The 24,576-nt window shown below is 34.6% G+C and carries 20 protein-coding genes and 2 tRNA genes; 13 read left to right on the top strand and 9 right to left on the bottom strand.

Going from position 1 to position 24,576, the window contains the following annotated elements:
- Positions 1 to 27: 27 nt before the first annotated feature.
- From dnaN to HMPREF2728_RS00860, 4 genes are all read right to left on the bottom strand, one after another.
- Complete coding sequence (dnaN, locus tag HMPREF2728_RS00875) at positions 28 to 1,164, bottom strand: DNA polymerase III subunit beta (RefSeq protein WP_049503816.1); 1,137 nt, start codon at positions 1,162 to 1,164, stop codon at positions 28 to 30.
- A gap of 157 nt (positions 1,165 to 1,321) precedes the next feature.
- Positions 1,322 to 2,677 carry a chromosomal replication initiator protein DnaA gene (gene dnaA, locus HMPREF2728_RS00870; protein WP_075226789.1) on the bottom strand — a complete coding sequence of 452 codons (1,356 nt, stop codon included), beginning with the start codon at positions 2,675 to 2,677 and terminating at the stop codon, positions 1,322 to 1,324.
- Between the two features lie 221 nt (positions 2,678 to 2,898).
- Positions 2,899 to 3,657 (bottom strand): ParB/RepB/Spo0J family partition protein, encoded by a 759-nt coding sequence (locus HMPREF2728_RS00865; protein ID WP_075226788.1) that lies wholly within the window; start codon positions 3,655 to 3,657, stop codon positions 2,899 to 2,901.
- A gap of 56 nt (positions 3,658 to 3,713) precedes the next feature.
- Complete coding sequence (locus HMPREF2728_RS00860; protein WP_075226787.1) at positions 3,714 to 4,898, bottom strand: serine protease HtrA; 1,185 nt, start codon at positions 4,896 to 4,898, stop codon at positions 3,714 to 3,716.
- 185 nt (positions 4,899 to 5,083) lie between these two features.
- On the opposite strand from HMPREF2728_RS00860, the gene rlmH reads away from it, so the two are divergent.
- The 6 genes from rlmH to HMPREF2728_RS00835 all read left to right on the top strand — a co-directional run bounded on the left by rlmH (position 5,084) and on the right by HMPREF2728_RS00835 (position 8,265).
- Positions 5,084 to 5,563, top strand: a complete 480-nt coding sequence (rlmH, locus tag HMPREF2728_RS00855; RefSeq protein WP_000695942.1) for a 23S rRNA (pseudouridine(1915)-N(3))-methyltransferase RlmH — start codon at positions 5,084 to 5,086, stop codon at positions 5,561 to 5,563.
- A gap of 43 nt (positions 5,564 to 5,606) precedes the next feature.
- Positions 5,607 to 5,680 (top strand) — tRNA-Arg (locus HMPREF2728_RS00850).
- Positions 5,681 to 5,845: 165 nt separating this feature from the next.
- A complete protein-coding gene (locus HMPREF2728_RS10480; RefSeq protein ID WP_148130237.1) occupies positions 5,846 to 5,974 on the top strand; it encodes a bacteriocin in 129 nt (42 codons plus the stop codon).
- 28 nt (positions 5,975 to 6,002) lie between these two features.
- Positions 6,003 to 7,322: a competence system sensor histidine kinase ComD gene (comD, locus tag HMPREF2728_RS00845; RefSeq protein ID WP_075226786.1), complete on the top strand. Its 1,320-nt coding sequence runs from the start codon at positions 6,003 to 6,005 to the stop codon at positions 7,320 to 7,322.
- Positions 7,319 to 8,071: a competence system response regulator transcription factor ComE gene (gene comE / locus HMPREF2728_RS00840; protein WP_049530388.1), complete on the top strand. Its 753-nt coding sequence runs from the start codon at positions 7,319 to 7,321 to the stop codon at positions 8,069 to 8,071. The genes comD and comE overlap by 4 nt, the downstream gene beginning before the upstream one ends.
- A 120-nt stretch (positions 8,072 to 8,191) precedes the next feature.
- Positions 8,192 to 8,265, top strand: a tRNA-Asn gene (locus tag HMPREF2728_RS00835).
- Positions 8,266 to 8,478: 213 nt separating this feature from the next.
- On the opposite strand, the gene HMPREF2728_RS00830 is transcribed toward HMPREF2728_RS00835, so the two are convergent.
- Complete coding sequence (locus tag HMPREF2728_RS00830; RefSeq protein WP_070458211.1) at positions 8,479 to 9,021, bottom strand: TetR/AcrR family transcriptional regulator; 543 nt, start codon at positions 9,019 to 9,021, stop codon at positions 8,479 to 8,481.
- A 128-nt stretch (positions 9,022 to 9,149) separates the two neighbouring features.
- On the opposite strand from HMPREF2728_RS00830, the gene HMPREF2728_RS00825 reads away from it, so the two are divergent.
- Positions 9,150 to 11,813: a YhgE/Pip domain-containing protein gene (locus HMPREF2728_RS00825; RefSeq protein WP_075226785.1), complete on the top strand. Its 2,664-nt coding sequence runs from the start codon at positions 9,150 to 9,152 to the stop codon at positions 11,811 to 11,813.
- Positions 11,814 to 11,844: 31 nt separating this feature from the next.
- Here HMPREF2728_RS00825 and HMPREF2728_RS00820 read toward each other — a convergent pair whose 3' ends face one another.
- Positions 11,845 to 14,394, bottom strand: coding sequence for a YfhO family protein (locus tag HMPREF2728_RS00820; protein ID WP_075226784.1), 2,550 nt, complete (start codon positions 14,392 to 14,394; stop codon positions 11,845 to 11,847).
- 61 nt (positions 14,395 to 14,455) lie between these two features.
- The gene (locus HMPREF2728_RS00815; RefSeq protein WP_045762408.1) at positions 14,456 to 16,078 is read right to left on the bottom strand and encodes an ATP-binding cassette domain-containing protein; all 1,623 of its coding nucleotides are present in this window, start codon (positions 16,076 to 16,078) and stop codon (positions 14,456 to 14,458) included.
- Positions 16,079 to 16,284: 206 nt separating this feature from the next.
- On the opposite strand from HMPREF2728_RS00815, the gene trpS reads away from it, so the two are divergent.
- Together trpS and guaB are read left to right on the top strand one after the other, a co-directional pair.
- Positions 16,285 to 17,310 (top strand): tryptophan--tRNA ligase, encoded by a 1,026-nt coding sequence (gene trpS, locus HMPREF2728_RS00810; protein WP_001039667.1) that lies wholly within the window; start codon positions 16,285 to 16,287, stop codon positions 17,308 to 17,310.
- A 162-nt stretch (positions 17,311 to 17,472) separates the two neighbouring features.
- On the top strand, positions 17,473 to 18,951 hold the full coding sequence (gene guaB / locus HMPREF2728_RS00805) for an IMP dehydrogenase (protein ID WP_000073437.1): 1,479 nt from the start codon (positions 17,473 to 17,475) through the stop codon (positions 18,949 to 18,951).
- A gap of 54 nt (positions 18,952 to 19,005) precedes the next feature.
- Here the strand turns inward: guaB and recF are convergent, their stop codons facing one another.
- The gene (recF, locus tag HMPREF2728_RS00800) at positions 19,006 to 20,097 is read right to left on the bottom strand and encodes a DNA replication/repair protein RecF (protein WP_075226783.1); all 1,092 of its coding nucleotides are present in this window, start codon (positions 20,095 to 20,097) and stop codon (positions 19,006 to 19,008) included.
- Positions 20,098 to 20,099: 2 nt separating this feature from the next.
- A complete protein-coding gene (gene yaaA, locus HMPREF2728_RS00795) occupies positions 20,100 to 20,468 on the bottom strand; it encodes a S4 domain-containing protein YaaA (protein ID WP_000455870.1) in 369 nt (122 codons plus the stop codon).
- Positions 20,469 to 20,629: 161 nt separating this feature from the next.
- Here yaaA and yfmF point away from each other — a divergent pair, with 161 nt between their 5' ends.
- The 4 genes from yfmF to pgsA are packed head-to-tail and all read left to right on the top strand — an operon-like array spanning position 20,630 to position 24,574.
- Positions 20,630 to 21,880, top strand: a complete 1,251-nt coding sequence (gene yfmF, locus HMPREF2728_RS00790; RefSeq protein WP_075226782.1) for an EF-P 5-aminopentanol modification-associated protein YfmF — start codon at positions 20,630 to 20,632, stop codon at positions 21,878 to 21,880.
- A complete protein-coding gene (yfmH, locus tag HMPREF2728_RS00785) occupies positions 21,877 to 23,160 on the top strand; it encodes an EF-P 5-aminopentanol modification-associated protein YfmH (RefSeq protein WP_075226781.1) in 1,284 nt (427 codons plus the stop codon). The genes yfmF and yfmH overlap by 4 nt, the downstream gene beginning before the upstream one ends.
- A gap of 37 nt (positions 23,161 to 23,197) precedes the next feature.
- Positions 23,198 to 24,022, top strand: a complete 825-nt coding sequence (gene rodZ, locus HMPREF2728_RS00780) for a cytoskeleton protein RodZ (protein WP_075226780.1) — start codon at positions 23,198 to 23,200, stop codon at positions 24,020 to 24,022.
- 12 nt (positions 24,023 to 24,034) lie between these two features.
- Positions 24,035 to 24,574 carry a CDP-diacylglycerol--glycerol-3-phosphate 3-phosphatidyltransferase gene (gene pgsA, locus HMPREF2728_RS00775; RefSeq protein ID WP_049530373.1) on the top strand — a complete coding sequence of 180 codons (540 nt, stop codon included), beginning with the start codon at positions 24,035 to 24,037 and terminating at the stop codon, positions 24,572 to 24,574.
- Positions 24,575 to 24,576 lie beyond the last annotated feature (2 nt).

Here is a 24,576-nt window from a genome sequence, read left to right as displayed (position 1 = left end):
AGGCGAGCTAGGCTCAACCTCTTTCCATTAATTTGTACGAACTGGCGTGATGAGCTGCATGAAATCTTCATCTGTATCAGCTGGAACCAGAGTAAATGGACGAACTGCAGAAATAAAGCTGATTGTAACCTTTTCGCTATTTAGAGCTTTTAGTGCTTCAATCAAATAAGTTGGGTTGAAACTAATTGTCAAATCAGCACCACTTACATTTTCAGTATCAATTTCTTCGTTTACTTTCCCTACTTCTGGAGAGTGAACATGGGCACTTACAATTCCTTCTTTGATTTCTAATTTAACAGTACCATTTTGTGTCGCACTTGATAAGAGGCGAGCACGTTCCATAGACTGGCGTAGTTTAGCAACGTCAAAAGTCACTGTTGTATTGAAATCTGTTGGAATCAATCGATCGGTATCTGGATAATTTCCTTCTAAGAGACGTGTGTAGAAGCTAATATTTTCACTTCTAAAGAGAATTTGATTATTGGCGAAGAAAATCTCCACTGTTTCGATATCATCAGTAAAAACAGCTGAAAATTCACGTAGCGAACGACTTGGGATGACAACATCAAAATCATCGCTATTTTTTTCAAGAGTCAACTTTTTCTGACTGAGACGGTGAGAGTCTGTCGCAACTGTTTTTAATTCTTTATGATTGCTCAAGACAAAATGTACCCCCGTCAAAATAGGACGGCTTTCTTGGGTGCTAGCTGCAAAAGCTGTTTCATTGATAATCTTTTTAAGAAGTTTTGTTTCAAGAACTAAAGGATTGCTTGCAGAAATTTCCTGAATACGTGGATATTGCTCGCTATCTTTTCCTTTAAGAGTAATCTCTGATTTTCCACTAGTTAAGACAATTTGCTTTTGTTCAATCTCTTTAAAATCAAGTGTTACATCTGGAAGACTTGAAACAACATTGATAAAGAAAGAAGCTTCCAGTAGAACTGAACCTAAAGAGTTAATCAAGAGACCTGCATTTTCATTTTTTTGCGATATAAAATTTTCGATTGAGATTTGACCATTTGATCCAATCAAGGTAATTCCTTCATTGGTAACATCAATTTTTACAGTCGATAAAATAGGAATTGCATTCTTTGAGCTAATAGCTCTCTTTGTTGTATTTAAGGCTTGTAAAAATAAGTTTTTATTAATTGAAAAATGAATCATGGATTCTCCTTTATTCTTTTTATTATTAGAAGGATAATAGTAATAATAGAGTGTGTGAAATCTGTGGAAAAACACTTGTAATCAAGAAAACTCAAGGACAGAGCCTTGTTTAAAAGATGTGGATAAATGAGATATTTTTTTAAAAGTTATCCACAAGTTATTTAATTTTCTTTTTGATGTTTTCAATTTCTATACGTAAATTATCATCTGTTTCAAGCATGGATTTGATTTTTCCATGAGCGTGAATGACCGTTGTGTGGTCTTTACCACCAAACTCTTTTCCAATCTTAGGAAGGCTATTATCAGTCATTTCTCTGGCTAGATACATGGCAACTTGACGGGCTAAAACGATATTTTGAACACGTCTAGTTCCTTTCATTTCCTTGACACTAACACCATAGAAGTTTCCAACTTCTGTTTGGATTTTATCAATTGGAATCACAATCATTTTGCTGACGTCTTGTTTGCGAGCACGAATAGCCTCAGCAGCGATGTCAACTGTGATATTGTTAATCTTTTTGACTTTGGCCATCAAGCTTATGTCGTTGAGTGCACCCTCTAGCTCTCTCACGTTCGAGTCAAATTGTCCAGCCAAATATTCGAGTGTATCATTCTGAAAATGATAATTGAGATGTTCAGTCTTACTCTGTAAAATCGCAATACGTGTTTCAAAATCAGGTGGTGTTATATCTGTTGTTAATCCCCACGAGAAGCGCGTGACCAGACGTTCAGGAAGACTCTCTAAATGTTCAGGTCTACGGTCGCTTGTCAAAACAATCTGCTTATTATTATTGTGAAGGGCGTTAAATGTATTAAAAAATTCATCCTGAGTTTGCACTTTATTTCCACTAAGAGATTGAATATCATCAATAAGAAGGAGATCTAGGCTTCGATAGGTTTTTTTAAAATTCTTCATATCATTAAGTCTCAAATGATCTAAAAATTCATTAATAAAGCTTTCAGCAGGAATATATTTAACACGCGCATTAGGGCTCTTTTTTAGAATTTCATTGCCAAGGGCATTTAGTAGGTGGGTTTTTCCAAGACCAGGCCCTCCATAGATAAATAGAGGATTATAAGTTAGTCCAGGATCTTCAGAAACTGCTAAAGCTGCTGACTTAGCCCAAACATTACCATTTCCTTGGACAAAATTATCGAAAGTATACTTTTCCTTGAGTCCAGTTTCAGAATATGGAATAGTGGAGGGACTTGTCTGATAAACGCTAATAGAATCAGGTTCTATAGCCACTTGAGAGGCAGCTTCTTCAACTTTCGTAAAGATATAATGCGCCTTTATTTCAGTATCATAGATTTCAAAACCTGCTGTTAAAAGGATTCCATTAATATTTCTTTCCCAAAATATCTGCATCTCATCTCGGGGTAAGAAAATCGTTGCAGTGGCATCTTCTACTTTAACCAGGGTTGCATCTAAGATGTAAAAATCATAAACTGATTGAGTCAACCGATCATGCGCAAGTTCTAAAATACGATTCCAAAATTGTTTTTCTTTCAATGATTTTCTCCTCCTTTACTATAGAATTTAAAAGGTTTATTGATAGAATCATTTTACCATAGATAAGATTATTTTTCCACAACTTGTGGAAAACAATTAACAATGTTTTTAACTGTTATCCACAAAATGTGGATAACTAAGAAAAATTCTGAAATATTGGGCTTTTAAAAACTAAAATCAAGTGGATAACTATGTTCGTTAAGAATACTAAAATAACAGCCTTATTTCAGGCTGTTAATAAATTGTTGGTATTCATCTTGGTTATGGAAAGAAATAGTAATTTTACCACTATCTTTTTTTTGTAGCTTAATATGAACTTCTAATCCGAGTATTTTTTTTAATGTTTGCTCTTCCTCTTTGACAAAGTAATCTTTTTCTTTTTTGCTGATCTTCTTTGTTTTTTGTAGTATTTGTTCAACTTGTCGAACAGAGAGATTTTCAGTTTGAATACGATTCAAGAGTTTATCTTGTTTATCACTTGATAATTGAATGAGGAGTCTAGCATGAGCTTGGGAAAGCTTCCCACTTTCAACTTCTGTTAGGATATGTTTAGGTAGCCCTAACAATCGAACTAGGTTTGTAATATAAGGTCGAGATTTCCCCATTTTTTCAGCAATTTCTGTGTGGGTAAAACCTTTATCAATTAAGGACTGATATGCTTTAGCTTCCTCTATAGGATTTAAATTTTCTCGTTGGAGATTCTCAATGATAGAATGAAGCATCATATCTTGATCAGAAAGTTGCTTAACAATGACAGGAACTTCGGCAAGACCAGCAGCTATTGAAGCACGATACCGCCTTTCTCCAGCTAGAATTTCATATCCAAGTACTGGAGATTTTCTAACGATAATAGGCTGAATCAAGCCGTTTTCCTTAATAGATTGTGCCAGTTCTTGTATTTTTTCTTCTGAAAATTCCTTACGAGGTTGATAGGGATTTTTTTGAATATCTTTTATTTGAACAATTTTAAATTCTTCCATAACTCTACATTATCACAACTTAGATATTCTGTAAAGCAACTTTACATATCTGTAAATTACTTATCTAAATCACTAGTACTCTTATCTAATTTAATAGTTGTTGTTTCTTCCTTACCATCACGGTAGTAAGTAACAGTCATACTGTCTCCAATAGAGTGACTATATAGAGCACTTTGTAATTCAGTAGTGGAAGAAATAGCTTTATCATCTATTTTTGTAATGACGTCATATTGTTGCAGATGTCCATTGGCAGGCATATTTTTTTGAACAGAACGAACAGCGACACCAGAAGTAATATTTCCAGGAAGTTTTAGTTTTTGAAGATCAGTTGTACTAAGATTTGATAAGTTAACCATGTGGATTCCAAGAGCAGGTCGAGTTACTTTTCCATCTTTTTCTAATTGTTTAATAATATTGATTACGTCATTTGCAGGAATGGCAAAACCAAGACCTTCGACAGATGTTCCACCATTAGAGGCAATCTTACTTGATGTAATACCGATAACTTGGCCTTGGATATTAATCAAAGGACCGCCAGAGTTACCAGGGTTAATAGCTGTATCTGTTTGAATAGCATTGGTTGAGATAGCTTGTCCGTCTTCAGATTTTAGAGAGACATTTCTATTTAAACTTGATACAATCCCCTGTGTCACAGTATTAGCATATTCAGAACCTAGAGGACTTCCGATTGCAATAGCTGTTTCTCCAACTGTTAGTTGATTAGAATCACCAAATTCAGCTACTGTAGTGACCTTATCTGCAGCAATTTTTACAACGGCAATATCTGAATAAGTATCAGAACCCACAATTTCACCAGGGACTTTTGTGCCATCTGCTAAACGAATATCAACTTTTTTAGCGCCATTAATAACGTGAGTATTGGTTACAAGGTAGGCAGTATCCCCTTCCTTTTTATAAATGACCCCAGAACCTTCGCTGTATACTTGTTCAGCATTGGTATCTGTATCAGTTTCATCAGGTCCGAGTAAACTATTTTGAGAGTTTGATGAGTAAGTAATGACAGATACAACAGCATCTTTAACTTTATCGACTGCTTGTGTAGTTGAGTTTTCATTTTTTACAGCTGTTTTGCTGACAGTCGTTGTAGTTGTCGTACCACTATTTTGTTTTTGACTGAGCTGCAATGTTGTAAAAGTACCTAAAATCCCACTAAAAAAGCTAATGAGAATGACTAATAAAAGTTGTCCCAATTTTTTGGAACTAGTTTTTAAGTTTTTCATAGAAGCCTCCATGTTTTTTCTATCAATGAAAGTATAAAATAGCTAGCTTAATCCAGGCTTAAAAACAAAAAAGTTTTTCACAATCTGTGGATAACTTTCAAAAAACTGTGAATTTATTGAAGTTTTTCAAAATCTTATCTGTGAATAAGATGTGAAATTGAGTGTGAATATGTTAGAATAGAAGAATGAAAATTAAAGTGGTAACAGTTGGAAAACTGAAAGAAAAATATCTCAAAGATGGCATAGCAGAATACTCCAAGAGAATTTCACGCTTTGCTAATCTAGAAATGATTGAGTTGGCTGATGAAAAAACACCAGATCGGGCCAGCGAATCTGAAAATCAAAAGATTTTGGAGTTGGAAGGGAATCGCATTCTTGCTAAAGTAGGGGAACGTGATTTTGTAGTTGTTTTAGCTATTGAAGGAACAACTTTTTCTTCTGAAGAGTTCAGTAAGCAGCTTGAAAGAGCTTCTATCAATGGATTTTCGACAATCACTTTTATCATTGGTGGGAGTTTAGGACTATCTCCAGAGGTGAAAAAGAGAGCCAATCTCTCTGTTAGTTTTGGTAGATTGACGCTTCCTCATCAACTAATGAGATTAGTCTTAGTAGAACAAATTTATAGAGCGTTTTCGATTCAACAGGGCTCTCCCTATCATAAATAGATGATTGACTAAGCTAGCTTTTTTTGATAAGATAGATTAGTAAGGTCTCATAGCTCAGCTGGATAGAGCATTCGCCTTCTAAGCGAACGGTCGCAGGTTCGAATCCTGCTGGGATCAGTGTTAAATCGTAAGCTGGGAAAAAATCCCAGCTTTTTTTGTAAAAATTTGACATTTCAGAATAAAATTTGAGCATTTGAGAAATAATTGTCTATAGGTATCGTAGATTTTATATAATATTTTTGTAAGTTAATTTACAAGAAAAACATTATAGGAGTTTATATTATGAAAAAGAATACAGATTTTGCTCAGATGAAAGATTTCCAACAATTGAACGAAAAAGAACTGCAGGAAATTAGAGGTGGGGATATTAAGAGTTTTAAGTTTTTAAATAAAATATTTCCGAAGAAGTAGTTTATTGAAGTAAGATAGGGAGAACATAATGGATTTATTTGGTGTGGTAATAGCTATTTTTTATGTTTTTATTATTAGTAAAATTTATAAATGGATTTGTAAAGCAACTAGAAAAGAACAATGTATTTTTAGTATTTATATCTTTCTACTACAATTGACAGTGGAAGAAGGTACTTATTTGGTATTTGCTAGTAGTTTTGGATTGTCTAAATTTTTATTTCCTTTCCTTCTATTTGGTTACTTTGTTGGATTTAAGAAGTATGAGAAATCTAAGGGAATTTTTATCAGTCTATTATTTTCTCTTTTATATAATAGTACTAATAACTTTTTATCAGTAACCTTATCATCTATTACAGGAGATGAGTTTGCATTGAAGTATAACAATTATTTTTCTCTATTTATCCTGATCTTAACTTATTTGGTTATTAAAGTTGTTGTTTCTTATTTCCATCTCGAATTTAAATATTTTGATAAAGACTATCTATATCCTTTTCTGAAAAAAGTGCTCTTTACATTTATTTTTCTACACGTTGTCTCTTTCACTTCAGATATCGTGAGTACGATTCGCCACTTAAATGGTTTTGGAAGTATTTTATCATCCATTATTTTTGTTGGCCTACTTTTGACTTTCTTTTCTATGAATTCTCACAAGGTTCAGATAGAAAAAGAGATTGAATTGGAACAAAAGAAGTTTGAGCAAAAACATTTACAAACTTACACGGATGAGATTGTTACTTTATATAATGAAATTCGTGGTTTTCGCCATGATTATACAGGCATGCTTGTCAGCTTAAGAATGGCGATCGAAAGTAAAGATTTACAAGAAATTGACAGAGTTTACAGTGAAGTTCTTGTAAAGGCGAATCAAAAATTACGTTCAGACAAGTATACTTATTTTGATTTGAACAATATTGAGGATTCAGCTCTTCGTAGTTTGATTGCTCAATCTATTGTCAATGCGAAAACTAATGATGTAGAGTACACATTAGAGGTAAAAGATATCATCACACCTTTGTCTATGGAATTATTAGACTTGGTGCGCGTGATGAGTGTTCTGCTCAATAATGCTGTTGAAGGGGCAGTTGAAAGCTATCAGAAACAACTAGAGGTAGCTATCATCAAGTTGGATCTTGAAACCCTAGTTGTCATCCAAAATTCTTGTAAAAAAAGAAAGGTAAAATCCGAAGATTTATTTGAATTAGGATTTTCAACTAAAGGAAGACATAGAGGACTTGGACTCAATAATGTTAAAGAAATTTTAGGAAAATATGACAATGTTATTTTAGAAACAGAAATTGATAATGATGTATTTAAACAAGTGATTAGATTTAAGAGGGAACTGATATGAAAGTATTAATTTTAGAAGATATTATAGAACACCAAGTAAGGTTGGAAACAACTTTGAATAAAATATCTAAGGAAACAAATATTCCTATCTCCTATAAAACAACAGGAAAAGTGAGAGAGTTTATGGAATATGTAGAGCATGATGAAGTTAATCAGCTTTATTTTCTAGATATTGATATCAATGGAATTGAGAGAAAAGGATTTGAGGTTGCTCAATTTATTCGTCACCGCAATCCTTATGCCATTATTGTTTTTATTACAAGTCGATCTGAATTTGCTACCTTGACTTATAAATACAAAGTTTCAGCATTGGATTTCATTGATAAAGAAACCAGTGATCAAGTTTTTAAAAATAGAGTTGCCGACTGTGTGCTTTACACTAAAACTACTTTACTTGAAAACCAATCAGTCGTTGATTATTTTGATTATAGTTATAAAGGAAATGATCTTTGTATTCCTTATCATGATATTCTCTACATTGAGACAACTGGAACTTCTCATAAATTACGAATTGTAGGTAAGAATTTTGCAAAAGAATTTTATGGAACAATGACAGATATTCAAGAAAAGGATAAGGAAACCCAACGTTTTTATCTAGCTCACAAGTCATTTTTAGTCAATATCGGTAATGTGAGAGAAATTGATCGTAAAAAAATGGAAGTTGTATTTTATGAAGATCATCGTTGTCCTATCTCTCGCCTAAAAACTAAAAAATTGAGAGAACTAATGGCTAAAAACCAAAAAAAGTAATTGACAATTTTTGATAAATTGATATAATGGTTATATCTGCTACAGGTAGAGGATCCGTTGGTTAAGAAATCGTCTTTTCATAACGGTAACACGGGTTCGAATTCCGTACGGACTATTTAATCCGCCATAGCTCAGTTGGTAGTAGCGCATGACTGTTAATCATGATGTCGTAGGTTCGAGTCCTACTGGCGGAGTCAGATGAAAGGAACACTAATTTGGTGTTCCTTTTTTTGATTCTTTGTCCGATGTAATGAAGGGAGGCATACCTAACATACGGATAGATAATGATTTGTGTCCGAAAATAAAACTAAGGAAATTGTATTGCCTTAGCCTAATAAGAATAACAAAATAGGCTCCATAATATTCATAGGGGGGTGATTTCCTATAAATATTATAGAGCTTTTTTATTAATTTGTATCCCTTAACATTTTCATTAAAAAGTCTGTGATTTCTTGTGGACTTTCTTTTTTTCCGTGGGCAATCCAGGTTTGACAGACTCCAAAGAGAGCATTTGTCAGGTAGACGCTACTGTATTCTAATTCTATTTCATTTAGTTTGAGTTGCATAAAACGTTTTTGAAGGTCTGTGCTCAGTAGGATGTGAAGTTTATTTCTCAAGAAATTTTGAATTTCCTTGGTTCCATTTTCAGATAAAAGAGCTGCTAGAAGTGGTTCTGATTCTAAGTATTCAAATACTTCTAGAATAGCATTTCGTTTGTGATTAGCATGTTTTTGAAAGATATATTCGAAGGTATGAAATAGTTTACTTTGGTAATGTTCAATCATATCGTATTTATCTTTGTAATGAGTATAGAAACTGGAGCGGCTAATTCCAGCTTTTTGTGCTAATTTAACAGTTGTAATCTGATCGAATGGTTGTTCCATCAATAATTCTACCATGGCATTTTCGATAATACGCTTGGTTTTTAATCGTTTATTACTTTCTTGCATGTTCCCTCCAGATGAACATTTTTAGACAATATGTTCAAAAATAGTTTTTTTATCTTGTCTTTTTAATTTTTTTATGTATAATCTATTATATCAAAAATTTAGACAAGTAGTTTAAAAAAGGAGACAATATGTTTAAAGAATGGAAAGCAATCTTTAAAAAACCGACATTTATTATTGTCATGATAGGAATTTCCTTAATTCCAGCTCTTTACAATATCATTTTCTTATCATCAATGTGGGATCCATATGGTAAACTTTCGGAGTTACCTGTAGCAATTGTTAATAAGGATCAAGCTGCTACTTATAATGATGAAAAACTTACTATTGGTGAAGACATGGTGTCTAATTTAAAAGATAGTAATAGCTTGGATTTTCATTTTGTAGATGAAGGTGAGGGAGAAAGAGGACTGCGGGATGGAGATTATTACATGGTCGTAACGTTGCCAAGTAATCTTTCTGAGAAAGCTTCTTCTATCCTTACAAATCATCCTGAACAGATGACGATTGACTATCAGACATCAAGTGGTCATAGTTTTACTGCAAGCAAGATGAGTGATTCTGCCATGACACAAATGAAACAGACAGTGGCTACTAATGTTACTCAATCTTATACTAAAGCTTTATTTAAAAAGATGGGTGATTTAAAACTTGGTTTATCTCAAGCTGCAAATGCAAGTTTACAATTGGCTGATGGTTCGAATCAGCTTTCTGATGGGAGTCAAACCTTAACAACCAATCTTCAAACCTTAGCTCAATCGAGTCTCACATTTTCTAATGGTGCTGATCAATTATCTACAGGTTTAGGAACCTATACAGCTGGTGTAAATCAGTTAAATCTTGGTCTTGGTAATTTTAATACTGGTTTAAATCAATATACCAGCGCTATTTCACAAATCGACAATGGATTAAACCAACTGAATTCACAGACACCGGCACTGGTATCAGGATTGACTCAACTTGATTCAGGCACACAAGCCTATACAGGTGGTGTTTCTCAACTAAATTCAGGATTAAATCAATTTTCACTTGGTATTGATACTTATACAAATGGAGTTCAAAGTCTATCATCAGGTGCAAATCAGATTTCTAAACAATCAGAGACCTTGCGTACAGGACTTACCCAACTTAATCAAGGAATTCAAGAACTGTCTAGTCAATTAAGTTTATCAACTCAACAAAGAGATAAGATTAAACAATTAGCAACTAGTTTAGAGCAATTGAATCAAGCTATTCAAAATATTCAAACAGCAGATAGTGGAAAGATAACACAAGTAACAAACCAGCTTTCTAGTAGTCTTTCAACCATTGCAAATTCAGCACAAAGTATCATTACTTCAAATCAATCTGAAAAAGAAACTACTTTGTCAACTATTCAATCTACTAGTGCTTATCAAAGCTTAACTCCTGACCAACAGGCAGAAATAACTTCTGTGGTTTCTAATCCATCATCTTCTACTAGTGAGTCAGCACGAACAATTTTAACTACAGTTCAAACGTTACAATCTTCTTTAGAAAATGTAACCACTCAAACAGATAGTCTAACTCAATTAAAGAATCACTCAAGTCAATTATTACCAACTGCTTCTTCAACATTGACAAGTTTGTCAAGTGGATTAACACAGGTTCAAACAGCAATTGATGGTCAGTTATTGCCAGCTAGTCAAACTCTTGCATCTGGTATTGACAGCTATACAAAATCTGTAGACCAAGTAGCTTTAGGAGCAAGTCAGTTGAGTTCGAAAAATTCGAACTTGACAGGAAGTTTCAATAAGTTGCTACAAGGTTCTAATCAGTTGACAGAAAAATCTTCTACATTGACAGGTGCTACTGCTAAGTTAGCAGAGAATGCACCAGAATTAGCAACAGGAATTGATAAACTTGCATCAGGTGTCAACCAAGTAAATAATAAAACATCAGATTTAACCGCTGGATTTAATCAATTACAAGCGGGCTCTCAACAATTAGCTGATAAATCAGACCAGCTAGTTTCTGGTGCAAATCAACTATCTAATGGTTCTGAAAAAATAGCTAGTGGAGCAGATCAACTTGCTCAAGGATCAGAAATTCTACAATCAGGACTTGGAAAATTAAGTGATGGTTCAAGTCAATTAAATCAAGGTTTGACAGAGGCTGAGGGGCAATTGAAACAGGCTTCAACTGAACCAACAAATGCAGATTTACTAGCTGATCCTCTAAGTCTTTCAAAAACTGATAAGGACCAAGTAGCAGTTAATGGAATTGCCATGGCTCCATATATGATATCAGTTGCTCTTTTTGTTGCTGCTATTTCAACTAATATGATTTTTGCTAAATTGCCTTCTGGGCGTCATCCAGAAAGTCGCTGGGCTTGGTTTAAGTCTCGCTTTGAAATTAACGGTATCATTGCTGGTTTGGCAGGAGTATTAGTTTATGGTGGAGTACATTTAATCGGACTGACTGCAGTTCACGAATTCAAGACCTTTGCTTTGATTATTTTAACCAGTCTTGCTTTCATGGCGATGGTAACAGCATTGACAACCTGGAATTCTCGCCTAGGTGCCTTCTTCTCCTTAATTTTATTACTCCTTCAATTAGCATCAAGTGCAGGAACTTATCCTTTAGCTTTGACGAATCAATTCTTTAAAACTATTAACCCATGGTTACCTATGAGTTATTCAGTTTCAGGTCTACGACAAACCATTTCTATGACAGGCAATATTCATAGTCAGATTATTTTCCTTATCTTTACAGTAATGATTTTTGTTATTTTAGGAATGCTTGCCTATCAACCTAAAAAAGTAGAAGAAGACTAAAAACTATCGACCGATTTGGTCGATAGTTTTTTTATATAGAATATTTTTTTCTTTGAATATCATAAAAAATAAAGACAATAATGGCTATAAGAGAACAACTTGCACCAGCAATAAATCCTTTTGGTATAAAGGAAAGGGTAATAGTTCCTTCACCTTCAGGAACATCAATTTTCATAAATCCAGTTTGTGCCTGTTGAATTTGTAATTTTTTACCATTTTGGTAAGCAGACCATCCTCGGTCGTAAGGAATTGTGAAAAAGATCGATGTCTCATTCTTTACCTTATAATTTACAGTGACTTTATTTTTATAAGAGCTCACTTCTACTGGATTTTCTTTTATTTTGCGTATAGCCTCCGTATATTTCTTAGTATCTAAGCGATAGAAAGTTGGAGATTCAAATGATACTTGAGCATTTCCTGGAAACTTAACCTGGATATCAAAAGTTTGTTTGTTTTCTGTATATCCAAGATTAAAAAATGTAAAAGCATTATCTGTGGTAAAGGATTTTTTTTCACCATTGACAATGATGTCAACTTGCTTTTTCTTATCATTTGAAAAATTTAGCTTAGTCATGGAAAGGTAAAACTGACTATTATCAGGTACTTCAATACTGTAGCTGATAGCTGCATCTTCAGTATCAGTTCCGTTTAGATTGACCACGTTGTCACCAGAGTCTGTATGATGATTTATCGGATAAAAGTACTCTTCATTTAAGCCAGCAATTTGATTTAAAAATTGAGTCTGATTATCAAGAGTATGGTCATTGAAAGTGACATCTTTGTAAAGAGACTGTGTAGCAAAAGCAATTGGGAGAGCAACCTGATTTTTATAAAGGGTTAGATTACCTTTTTGATAGCTTGGATGAAAACCATATTTATCTGGATAGGTTTCAGAAATATTATAGCTGATTCCAAATAAACTATCTACAATGATAGTGTTATTTGCATAACGAAGATTAAGGTTGGTACCTGAAGATTTAAAACCCAACTTATCTAACGTTGTACTTGCAGAACGATTACGAACAGATGAAAATTGTGAAATGCCATTGTAGTTAAATTTCATGCTATCATTTCCAGTTTGTGTCTGCAATTTTTCAGTTCGTGTAAATGTATCTGGTTGCTGTTTGGTATACTCCAAAATAGCTTCCATACTTGGAATATCTTTATCATAGGTACTACGAGAAGCAAATCCCCATTCTTTCGTAATTCCATTGAATTGCGATGAAGCATTAAAACTAATTTCACTTACTGTAAAGATCAAAATAAGAATTGAAAAGATTTTTAGAGAAATCTTTTTTTTAATAAGTGTCAATAGTAGCAGTAAGTATACCACTAAGAATTCAAGCGTTAAGAGTATATTTAATTTAGTTAAAAACGAATAATGATTTTTAAAATAAATGGTTGCCAGATAGCCAGATAAAAGTAAAGTTATTGAGAATAAAACGTTCCACAATTTTATATCTTTAACTCTATTAAAAACTTCTGCTGATATATAAATTAAAAGAGTAGAGAAAATCCACGCATAGCGATGAAGAAACATATTTGGTGCGTGCATTCCTTGCCAAAATAAATCTAAGGCTTCTAGATAAAAACTAGCAATGATGATAATGAGTAGAGTTGCATAGCATAGTTTCACGTGAAACTTAATTGATTTTAATGTAAAGAATACAATTGTTAAGATAAAAGGAAGGAGGCCAACAAAAATCATTGGGATAGAACCATATTTAGTTGTATCGAAAGCACCAATAAATTGTTTAGCGAATAGATCTAGATACCAACTGGCATCTGTTTTTATTTTTGTAATAGCGGTTAGTTTTTCACCATGAGTTCTTAAATCAAACAAGGTTGGGAGTGTCATGATGAAACTTATTAAACCAGCGAGTAAGGATGTTAGGAAAAAATCAAGGAAAGAATACTTGCGACTTTTAAAATCCCAGGAAAGTTGGCAAAAATACCAAACTACCAAAAACAGGGCAGTCATATAACCAAAATAGTAGTTTTGGATAAATAATATTGACAAACTTGTAAAGTATAGAATACGATTTTTTTCCGTTATGAGTAGATGTAAACCAGTTAAAATTAAGGGGATTAAAATAAAAACATCTAACCAGGTTTTAATCTCAAGTTGACTAACTGTAAAGCTCATTAAAGCATAAGAGGTAGATAAAGATAATCTGAGTGGTGTTGGTAAATTTTTGAATATTATACTCAAGCTAAAAAAGGTTGACAGACCTATCAAACCAAATTTCAACAAGGTTGAAAGATAAACTGCATCTGGCATGCTTGATACATCAAAAAAATAAACAAGAGGAGATAGAAAACTACCAAGGTAATAACTGGACAAGGCATAAAAATTGAGACCTAGACCGCTGGTAAAAGTATAAAATAGACTATCACTCCCATGTAAAATATTACGAAGATTAAGATCAAAAATAACATATTGATGAAATCCATCCCCTAATAAAGGTGAAGTATCACTATTCCAGTAGATACCTTGAGAAAGATAGACTCCGAACATAATCACTAGGGGAATGATGAAAGAAATAAGATAGGTCCAATAGTTTCTGAAAAATGTTTTCATGTTACCTCATAGAATGTTAGAAAACTCAGTTGGTTAATCCAACTGAGTTTTAAAGTATTATTCAGTCTTTCCAAAGTTCTTTGACTTTTGCTTGTACTTCAGCATTTTCTAGGAATTCATCATAGGTTTCATCGATACGGTCGATTACACCGTTTTTAGATAGGACAATAATGTGGTTAGCCAATGTTTGAATGAATTCATGGTCATGGCTGGCAAAGATGATAGATTCTTTGAAGTTTTTCAATCCATCGTTCAAACTTGAAATAGATTCCAAATCTAAGTGATTAGTAGGATCGTCAAGTACTAGAACATTTGATTTCAAAAGCATGAGTTTCGATAGCATCACGCGCACCTTTTCCCCCCCTGACAAGACATTTACAGGTTTGTTAACCTCATCTCCAGAGAAGAGCATACGACCAAGGAAACCACGCAAGAAGGTATTGTCATCTTCTTCTTTACTTGCAAATTGGCGCAACCAGTCAAGAATAGATTCACCCCCAGCAAAATCAGCTGAATTGTCTTTTGGTAAGTAAGAACGACTAGTTGTAACTCCCCACTTGACAGTTCCTTCATAGTCGATATCACCCATAATAGCACGGATGAGAGCAGTTGTTTGGATATCGTTTTGTCCGATAAGAGCTGTCTTGTCACCTGGACGCAAGATAAAGCTGATGTTATCAAGAATAGTTTCGCCATCAATCTTGACAGATAGATTTTCTACTGTCAAGAGATCGTTACCGATTTCTCGTTCAGCTTTAAAGTTGATAAATGGATATTTACGACTAGATGGCACAATTTCTTCAAGTTCAATCTTATCAAGCATTTTCTTACGTGATGTTGCTTGTCTTGATTTAGAAGCATTAGCAGAGAATCGAGCAACGAATTCTTGGAGTTGCTTAATTTTTTCTTCTGCTTTTGCATTACGGTCTGCTAGCAATTTAGCAGCAAGCTCAGAAGATTCTTTCCAGAAATCGTAGTTTCCGACATAGAGTTTGATTTTTCCAAAGTCAAGGTCGGCCATGTGAGTACATACTTTGTTTAAGAAGTGACGGTCATGGGATACGACAATAACGGTGTTATCAAAGTCAATCAAGAAATCTTCTAACCAAGTAATAGATTGGATATCAAGACCGTTGGTTGGCTCGTCTAGAAGAAGAACATCTGGTTTACCAAACAAGGCTTTAGCAAGGAGAACTTTCACTTTATCTCCATTTGCTAGTTCACTCATATTTTGGTAATGAAGATCTTCAGGGATATTCAAGTTTTGCAAGAGTTGTGAAGCTTCACTCTCAGCTTCCCAACCACCTAGTTCAGCAAATTCTCCTTCAAGCTCAGCTGCACGAACTCCATCTTCATCAGTAAAGTCTGCTTTCATATAGATAGCATCTTTTTCTTTCATGATGTTGTATAGTTTTTCATTACCCATGATAACAACATCAATAACACGTTCATCCTCATAGTCAAAGTGATTTTGACGAAGCACAGAAAGACGTTCATCAGGTCCAAGAGAAACATGACCAGTTGTAGGTTCGATATCACCAGCTAAGATTTTTAAAAATGTTGATTTACCTGCACCGTTAGCACCAATTAAACCATAGGTGTTTCCTTCTGTAAATTTGATGTTGACCTCATCAAAAAGTTTGCGATCACTAAAACGTAGTGAAACATCAGATACTGTTAGCAATTTTTTTCTCCTATTATATGTAATACTCTAATTCTACTAGAAAATCAGCAAATATTCAAATTTTTATCTGTCAATTATTTGTAAAGGATGTTTACAAATAGTTTACATTTGAGTAGTTGAAATCGTAATTATTTGATAAAAAAATTTATCTGTCTTTTTATCAAAAAAATGCTATAATTGAAAGGACCATATCAAAGGAGAATAAGATGAATAAACCCATTATTTTAACAGGAGATCGTCCAACGGGTAAATTACATATTGGGCACTACGTTGGTAGCTTAAAAAATCGTGTCTTATTACAGCAAGAAGATAAATATGACATGTTTGTTTTTTTGGCTGACCAGCAAGCTTTAACTGACCATGCAAAAGATCCACAAACTATTGTAGAGTCTATTGGGAATGTTGCCTTGGACTATCTTGCAGTGGGATTAGATCCTAATAAATCAACGATTTTCATTCAAAGTCAAATTCCAGAATTGGCAGAGTTGTCTATGTATTACATGAATTTAGTTTCTTTGGCTCGTTTGGAGCGTAACCCTACTGTAAAGACAGAAATTGCTCAGAAAGGCTTTGGAGAAAGTATTCCAACTGGATTTTTAGTTTATCCAATTGCTCAAGCAGCAGATATCACAGCTTTTAAGGCTAACTATGTTCCTGTAGGTACAGACCAAAAACCGATGATTGAACAAACGCGTGAGATTGTACGTTCATTCAACCATGCCTATAATTGTGATGTTTTAGTAGAACCGGAAGGAATTTATCCTGAAAATGAAGGAGCAGGTCGCTTACCTGGTCTTGATGGAAATGCCAAAATGTCTAAATCGCTTAATAATGGTATCTACTTGTCAGATGATGCAGATACTTTGCGTAAGAAAGTAATGAGTATGTATACAGATCCAGATCACATTCGTGTCGAGGATCCAGGTAAGATTGAAGGAAATATGGTTTTCCATTATTTAGATGTTTTCGGACGTCCTGAAGATGCTCAAGAAATTGCTGACATGAAAGAGCATTATCAACGTGGAGGTTTAGGTGATGTAAAAACTAAACGTTATCTACTGGAAATCCTAGAACGTGAACTTGGTCCAATCCGTGAACGTCGCCTTGAATATGCCAAAGATATGGGTGAAGTGTATAATATGCTTCAAAAAGGTAGTGAAAAAGCTCGAGAAGTTGCTGGCCAAACGCTATCAGAAGTAAAATCAGCAATGGGTCTAAATTACTTTCATTAATAGATAAAATACGAACTCTAAAACTATCTCTTCTTTAAAGTTAAAGGGATAGTTTTTTTACAGTATCTATTATCAATATAATTGACAAATTTTCATAGAATGGTATGATAGATACAATACAAAAAGCGTCAAGCTCAAAAAGAAAGAAAAGAGGAAACTTCAATGTCTAATTGGGACACTAAATTTTTGAAAAAAGGTTTTACCTTTGATGATGTATTGCTTATTCCAGCAGAGAGTCATGTATTGCCTAATGATGCGGATTTAACAACAAAATTGGCAGATAATTTGACTTTAAATATCCCAATTATTACAGCAGCCATGGATACTGTAACAGAAAGCCAAATGGCTATTGCTATTGCGCGTGCAGGTGGTCTTGGTGTTATCCATAAAAATATGTCTATTGAGCAGCAGGCAGATGAAGTTCGTAAGGTAAAACGTTCTGAAAATGGTGTTATCATTGATCCATTCTTCTTGACTCCAGAGCATACAATTGCAGAAGCAGATGAACTCATGGGACGTTACCGTATCAGTGGTGTTCCAGTGGTTGAAACTCTTGAAAATCGTAAATTGGTTGGTATTTTAACAAACCGAGACCTTCGTTTTATTTCTGACTATAACCAACCAATTTCAAAACACATGACCAGTGAAAACTTGGTTACTGCTCCAGTTGGTACAGACTTAAAAACTGCTGAGAGCATTCTTCAAGAACACCGTATTGAAAAACTTCCACTGGTTGATGAAAAAGGTCGTCTTTCTGGCTTGATCACAATCAAAGATATTGAAAAAGTAATTGAATTTCCAAATGCTGCAAAAGATGAATTTGGTCGCCTTCTTGTTGCTGGTGCGGTAGGTGTTACTTCTGATACATTTGAACGTGCAGAAGCACTCTTTGAAGCAGGGGCTGATGCCATTGTTATCGATACTGCTCATGGTCACTCAGCGGGTGTTCTTCGTAAAATCGCTGAAATCCGTGCGCATTTCCCAGACCGTACACTGATTGCCGGAAATATCGCTACTGCTGAAGGTGCGCGTGCCCTTTATGACGCAGGAGTTGATGTTGTTAAAGTTGGTATTGGGCCAGGTTCAATTTGTACAACTCGTGTTATTGCAGGTGTCGGAGTTCCACAAGTTACAGCTATCTATGATGCAGCGGCAGTTGCGCGTGAATATGGCAAAACAATTATTGCCGACGGTGGAATCAAGTATTCTGGAGATATTGTTAAAGCTCTTGCTGCTGGTGGAAATGCAGTAATGCTTGGATCAATGTTTGCGGGAACAGATGAAGCTCCAGGTGAAACTGAAATCTTCCAAGGACGTAAGTTCAAGACTTACCGTGGTATGGGTTCAATCGCTGCAATGAAGAAGGGTTCAAGCGACCGCTACTTCCAAGGCTCTGTCAATGAAGCAAACAAACTTGTTCCAGAAGGAATTGAAGGACGTGTTGCATATAAAGGAGCAGCAGCTGATATCGTATTCCAAATGATTGGTGGTATCCGATCTGGTATGGGGTATTGTGGTGCAGCTAACCTTAAAGAATTGCATGATAATGCTCAATTTATCGAAATGTCAGGTGCCGGTCTAAAAGAAAGCCATCCACACGATGTGCAAATCACAAATGAAGCACCAAACTACTCAATGTAATAAAAAATCTCCTGTAAAACAGGAGATTTTTTATTGTTCACATCAATGTAAATATCAGTTTACAGATAATTGGCCGTTCTTCACAGTAAATATACTGAGATTATCTGGTAAGTTTTGAAGATGCTCTAAACTAGTTGTTGTAATAAAGGTTTGAATATTTTGAGATATAGTTTCTAATAATTTAAGTTGACGAGTATTGTCAAGTTCACTCATAACATCGTCAAGCAAAAGAATGGGAGACTCCTTAGTGATACTCTCCATCAATTCTATTTCTGCAAGTTTTATAGATAAAACGAGACTACGATGTTGCCCTTGACTTCCAAAGCTTGCGTCCATTCCATTGATTAAGAAAATCATATCATCCCGATGAGGACCAACTCCAGTATTCTTTTTAAATAAATCTCTTGATCTACTTTTTTGAAGTGCTACATAAAAAGATTCTGATAGGTGTTCCTTGTCAGTAAAGTTTACAGATGGTTGATAACAAATTGACAACTCTTCTAATTGGTTTGAAATATCAAAGTGTTTTTTACGACCGAAAGACTCCATTTTTTTGATAAATTCTTCTCTGTGGACCATCACTCGACAACCATAGTCTACTAGCTGGTCATCCAGAACAGATAAAAAGGTTTCGTCAATCTGATTCGCTGACTTTAAGTAGGTATTTCTTTGTTTGAGCACATGGTTGTAGCTTGACAAGTCTGACAAGTATATGGGTTTGATTTGCCCTAGCTCCATATCTATAAACTTACGTCGGATAGCTGGTGCTCCTTTGACAAGTTGTAAATCTTCGGGTGCAAATAGTACAACATTCATGTGTCCAATATAGTCAGATAGCCGAGCTTGCTTTAAGTGATTGACTTTAGTAATCCGACCTTTTGGGGTTAAGTCAATCTCAAGTGGAACAGTAGTCGTTCGTTTTTGAAGAATTCCAGAAACTTGAAGTTGTTCTTCTTCAAATCGGATTAAATTCTTGTCTGTCTTTGTTCGATGACTTCTAGTTAAAGCTAAAAAGTAAATACTTTCCAGAAGATTGGTTTTGCCTTGTGCATTTCTACCAACAAATACATTCAATTTAGGATTAAACTCAATCTCAGTATCCTGATAGTTTCTAAATTGCTTGATGGATAAGTTTTTTAGCCACATACTTATCTACCTGGGAAACGTGGTGCAGTTTTTGTTTCAGCTTTCTGGGTCTTTTTTGTTGGCTTTTTTTTGACCGTCTTATTCATTTCTTTGACAAGTTTAGCCACACGTTCTTTCTCAAGTTTTTCTTGGAGATATTCTTCCTGTTCTTCTAAGCTCGGTTGCGTCAGAATGATTTGGATTTTCATGTCAGGAATGTCAATAGAGTCTCCGATTCTTACTTTTTTCCCACGACGATTTTCTAATTCCCCATTAAAATAGACAAGATGCTCAGCTAAAAAGGATTTAATAGCTCCGCCACTGTGTATAATACCAAGTTCTTTCAAGAGAGCTTGGAGAGTGATAAATTCTTCAAATAATTTGTATTCCATAGTTCACCTCAATCTTTGGTATTATACCATATTTTACCTTGAAATGGCAGAGGTAAATTCGTTAGAAATGAAAGCGATTTTAATTCTAAAAGGGGTAAAGAGAACAAGAAAAATTTCTCTTTTCATGGTATAATAGAACTCTATGTAGAAGGAGGTAAGCGATGGAGTTAGTACCTGGAATTGCAGTGCATTTTATCCAATCAAAAAAATTTAAAACTAATAAAATTACTGTGCGTTTCACAGCTCCATTGTCTTTGGATTCAATTTCAAGTCGCATGTTAAGTGCCAGTATGCTTGAAACTGCCAACCAAAGTTATCCAACTGCTCAACTATTTCGAAAACGTTTAGCAACCTTGTATGGAACTGATTTGTCAGCGCACGCCTATCGAAGAGGACAAAGTCATCTTGTGGATTTGAGTATTTCCTATGTGCGTGATGAATTTTTAAGTAAGAAAAACGTATTAACTTCTCAAATTTTAGAATTATTGCACCAGGTTCTGTTTACACCATTGTCGGATGAGGATGGATTTGAGAAAAATGCTTTTGACATCGAGAAAAAACAGATCTTATCAAGGCTAGAATCAGAATTGGAAGACCCATTCTTCTTTGCACATAAAGAGTTAGATCAATTGTTTTTCCAAGAAGAATCAATGCAGCTAGTTCCTAAAGATTTGATTTCTAGAATTTCAGAAGAGACTCCAGAAACATGTTTTTCAAGCTATCATAAAATGCTAAAAGAAGACCAAATAGATATTTTCTTCTTGGGTGATTTTAATGAAATTGAAGTTTTAGAATTTTTACATAAATTTCCTTTAGTAGGTCGTAAATCAGCTGTAAACATTCAATATCAGCAACCCTATTCTAATATTTTTAGAGAAGGTATTGTTAGAAAGAGATTAGGACAGTCTGTTTTAGAGATGGGCTACCATAGTTCAGTGGCATATGGTGATGAAGCACAGATGGCAGTGCTTCTTGTCAATGGTCTTTTAGGAGCCTTTCCTCATTCGAAACTGTTTACCCAAGTGCGAGAAAAGGAAGGGCTGGCCTATACTGTATCGAGTCATTTGGATCTTTTTAGTGGATTTTTACGATTGTTTGCTGGAATCGATCGGCAAAATAGAAATAGAGTAAGAAAATTGATGAATCATCAGTTGATTGACATAAAAAATGGCAAGTTTACAGATAAGGAAATTGATCAGACCAAACAAATGATTCGTCGATCCTTACTACTAGCTCAGGATAATCAAGATTCTATTGTCGATAAATATTATCTGTCAACTTTTTTTGGGAAAGCGAATCTTGATACAAAAACTTTAATCGATAAGCTTGAACAAGTTGATAGAGAAGCGATTTGTGAAGCAGCAAATAGTTTTAAGTTGCAGGCTATTTATTTTATGGAAGGAGCAGAATGACCAGACCTACTTTTCAAAAGAAATATTATCCTGCTGTAAAAGAAACTTTGTATCAAACTAGATTAGAAAATGGTTTGACAGTTACTTTACTACCTAAAAAGGATTTTAACGAGGTTTATGGAGTTGTGAGTGTCCAAGTCGGTTCTGTTGACACAATGTTTACAGTAGATGATAAGAGCTTACAACAATATCCTCAAGGGATTGCTCATTTCTTAGAACATAAACTTTTTGAAAGAGAAGATTCTGGAGATGTTATGGCAGCTTTTACAGAGCTAGGGGCTGAAAGTAATGCCTTTACGAGCTTTACAAATACTAGCTATCTTTTCTCGACCTCTGAAAATGTTCTAGAGTGCTTAGATTTGCTTGAAGAACTCGTCACTACTTTCAATATGACTGGAGAATCTGTGGAGCGCGAAAAGGATATCATTCAACAGGAAAGAGAGATGTATCAGGATGATCCGGATTCTTGTCTATTTTTCAAGACTTTGGCAAATCTCTATCCAGAAAGTCCTTTAGCTTCAGATATTGTTGGTAGTGAAAACTCTATTGATACTATTTGTTTGGAGGATTTAGAAGAGAACTTTAAAGAGTTTTACAGACCTGTCAATAGTAATATCTTTTTAGTGGGGAATTTTGATTTTGAACTCCTTGAAGATTATTTTGCTAAGAAATCTCATCCTCAAGAAAAAGAACATGAGTTTAAGAGAGAAAAAATACCTTTACATCCTGTAAAGACTACTGAAAGTTTACGGATGGACGTGGCTTCTCCAAAACTAGCGATTGGTATTAGAGGAAATAAAGATATTGGAAATCTAGATCAGTATCGTTATCATCTTTTATTGAAATTGTTGTTTACAATGATGTTTGGTTGGACTTCACAAAGATTTCAAAGATTATATGAGTCTGGAAAACTGGATGCTTCTTTATCTCTAGAAATAGAAGTGGATCCTCGTTTCCACTTTGCGATGTTGACAATGGATACAAAGGAACCTGTGGCACTTTCTCATCAATTTCGTAAAGCTATTCGCAATTTTATGAAAGATGAGGATGTAACAGAGGATCATTTGGATATTGTAAAAACTGAGATGTATGGGGAATTTCTTCATAGTATGGATTCCTTAGAATATATTGCTACTCAGTATCATCCAACTGAGACAGGCTCGACCCTGTTTGACCTTCCTAAACTTTTGCAGGAAATTACTTTAGAAGATGTTCTAGAAGCAGGACATGATTTGATAGATAATAGCGATATGGTTGATTGTACAATTTTCCCGATATAATCGCTAGAAAATACACTAGAAAGAAGGAATGTTAAGTATGAGAAAAAAAACAATTGGTGAGGTCTTACGTCTTGCAAGAATTAACCAAGGACTGAGCTTAGAAGAATTGCACAGAAAGACAGATATTCAGCTGGATTTGTTGGAGGCAATGGAGTCAGATGATTTTGATAAACTACCGAGTACTTTTTATGCTCGTTCATTTTTGAGAAAGTATGCTTGGGCTGTTGAATTAGATGAAAATATCGTTCTAGATGCCTATGATTCGGGAAGTATGATTACTTATGAAGAAGTTGATGTAGATGAGATTGAACTTTCAGGACGTAGACGGTCTAATCGAAAGAAAAATTCATTTCTCCCGCTATTTTACTTTGTTCTTTTTTCTTTATCAATTTTAATTTTTGTAACCTACTATGTGTGGAATTATATTCAAACCCAACCAACTGCGTCTTCTGCAGCAACTTATAGTGTTGTGAGTTCAACAAGTAGCTCTAGTAGTGTAGCATCAAGTAGTAGTCAAGCTACTAGTTCATCAAGTTCGAGCGAGGCAACTACTTTGACTGTTTCAGGCCAGGGAGATGCTTTATCAGTGGAATATAAGACATCTAAAGATTCTGCGGAGCTTCAATTATCTGTTACAGATGCAACAAGCTGGATTAGTGTTTCGGATACTGATTTAGCAGGAGGAGTGACTCTTGAACCTAATAATAAAACAGCTAAAACAACCATTTCTAAAGGATCTCCAGTAACCATAACATTGGGTGTTGTTAAGGGAGTGTCAGTGAAAATTGATAATAAGGAAATTGACACTTCAAAATTAACTGGTCAAACTGGTTGGATTACTCTAACATTAAGTTCAAACTAAAGGAAGGATAACATGAAAAAAGAGAATATTCCTAATATGCTTACGCTTGGTAGAATTTTATTTATTCCGATTTTTATTCTCCTTCTATCAGTTGGACCATCTCCAGTGTTACATAAAATAGCAGCAGTTATTTTTGCTATTGCCAGTATCACTGATTATCTAGATGGTTATTTAGCTAGAAAATGGCAAGTGGTTAGTAATTTCGGAAAGTTTGCAGATCCAATGGCTGATAAATTATTGGTCATGTCAGCCTTTATCATGTTGGTCGGTCTAAAGATGGCACCAGCTTGGGTGGTAGCAGTTATTATCTGCCGTGAACTTGCAGTCACTGGTTTGCGCTTGCTCTTAGTTGAAACAGGAGGTACCGTTCTAGCTGCTGCTATGCCTGGAAAAATCAAGACATTTAGTCAGATGTTTGCGATAATATTCTTGCTACTTCACTGGAATGTACTTGGTCAGATAACTCTTTATATTGCCTTGTTCTTCACAGTTTATTCTGGTTATGATTATTTCAAGGGAAGCGCATATTTGTTTAAAGGAACCTTTCGTTAGAT

Origin of the sequence: Streptococcus sp. HMSC061D10 (assembly GCF_001808865.1) — a bacterium.
Classification (GTDB): domain Bacteria; phylum Bacillota; class Bacilli; order Lactobacillales; family Streptococcaceae; genus Streptococcus.
Note: the sequence above shows the minus strand (reverse complement) of the source record. Positions and strands in the feature narration are given on the sequence as shown.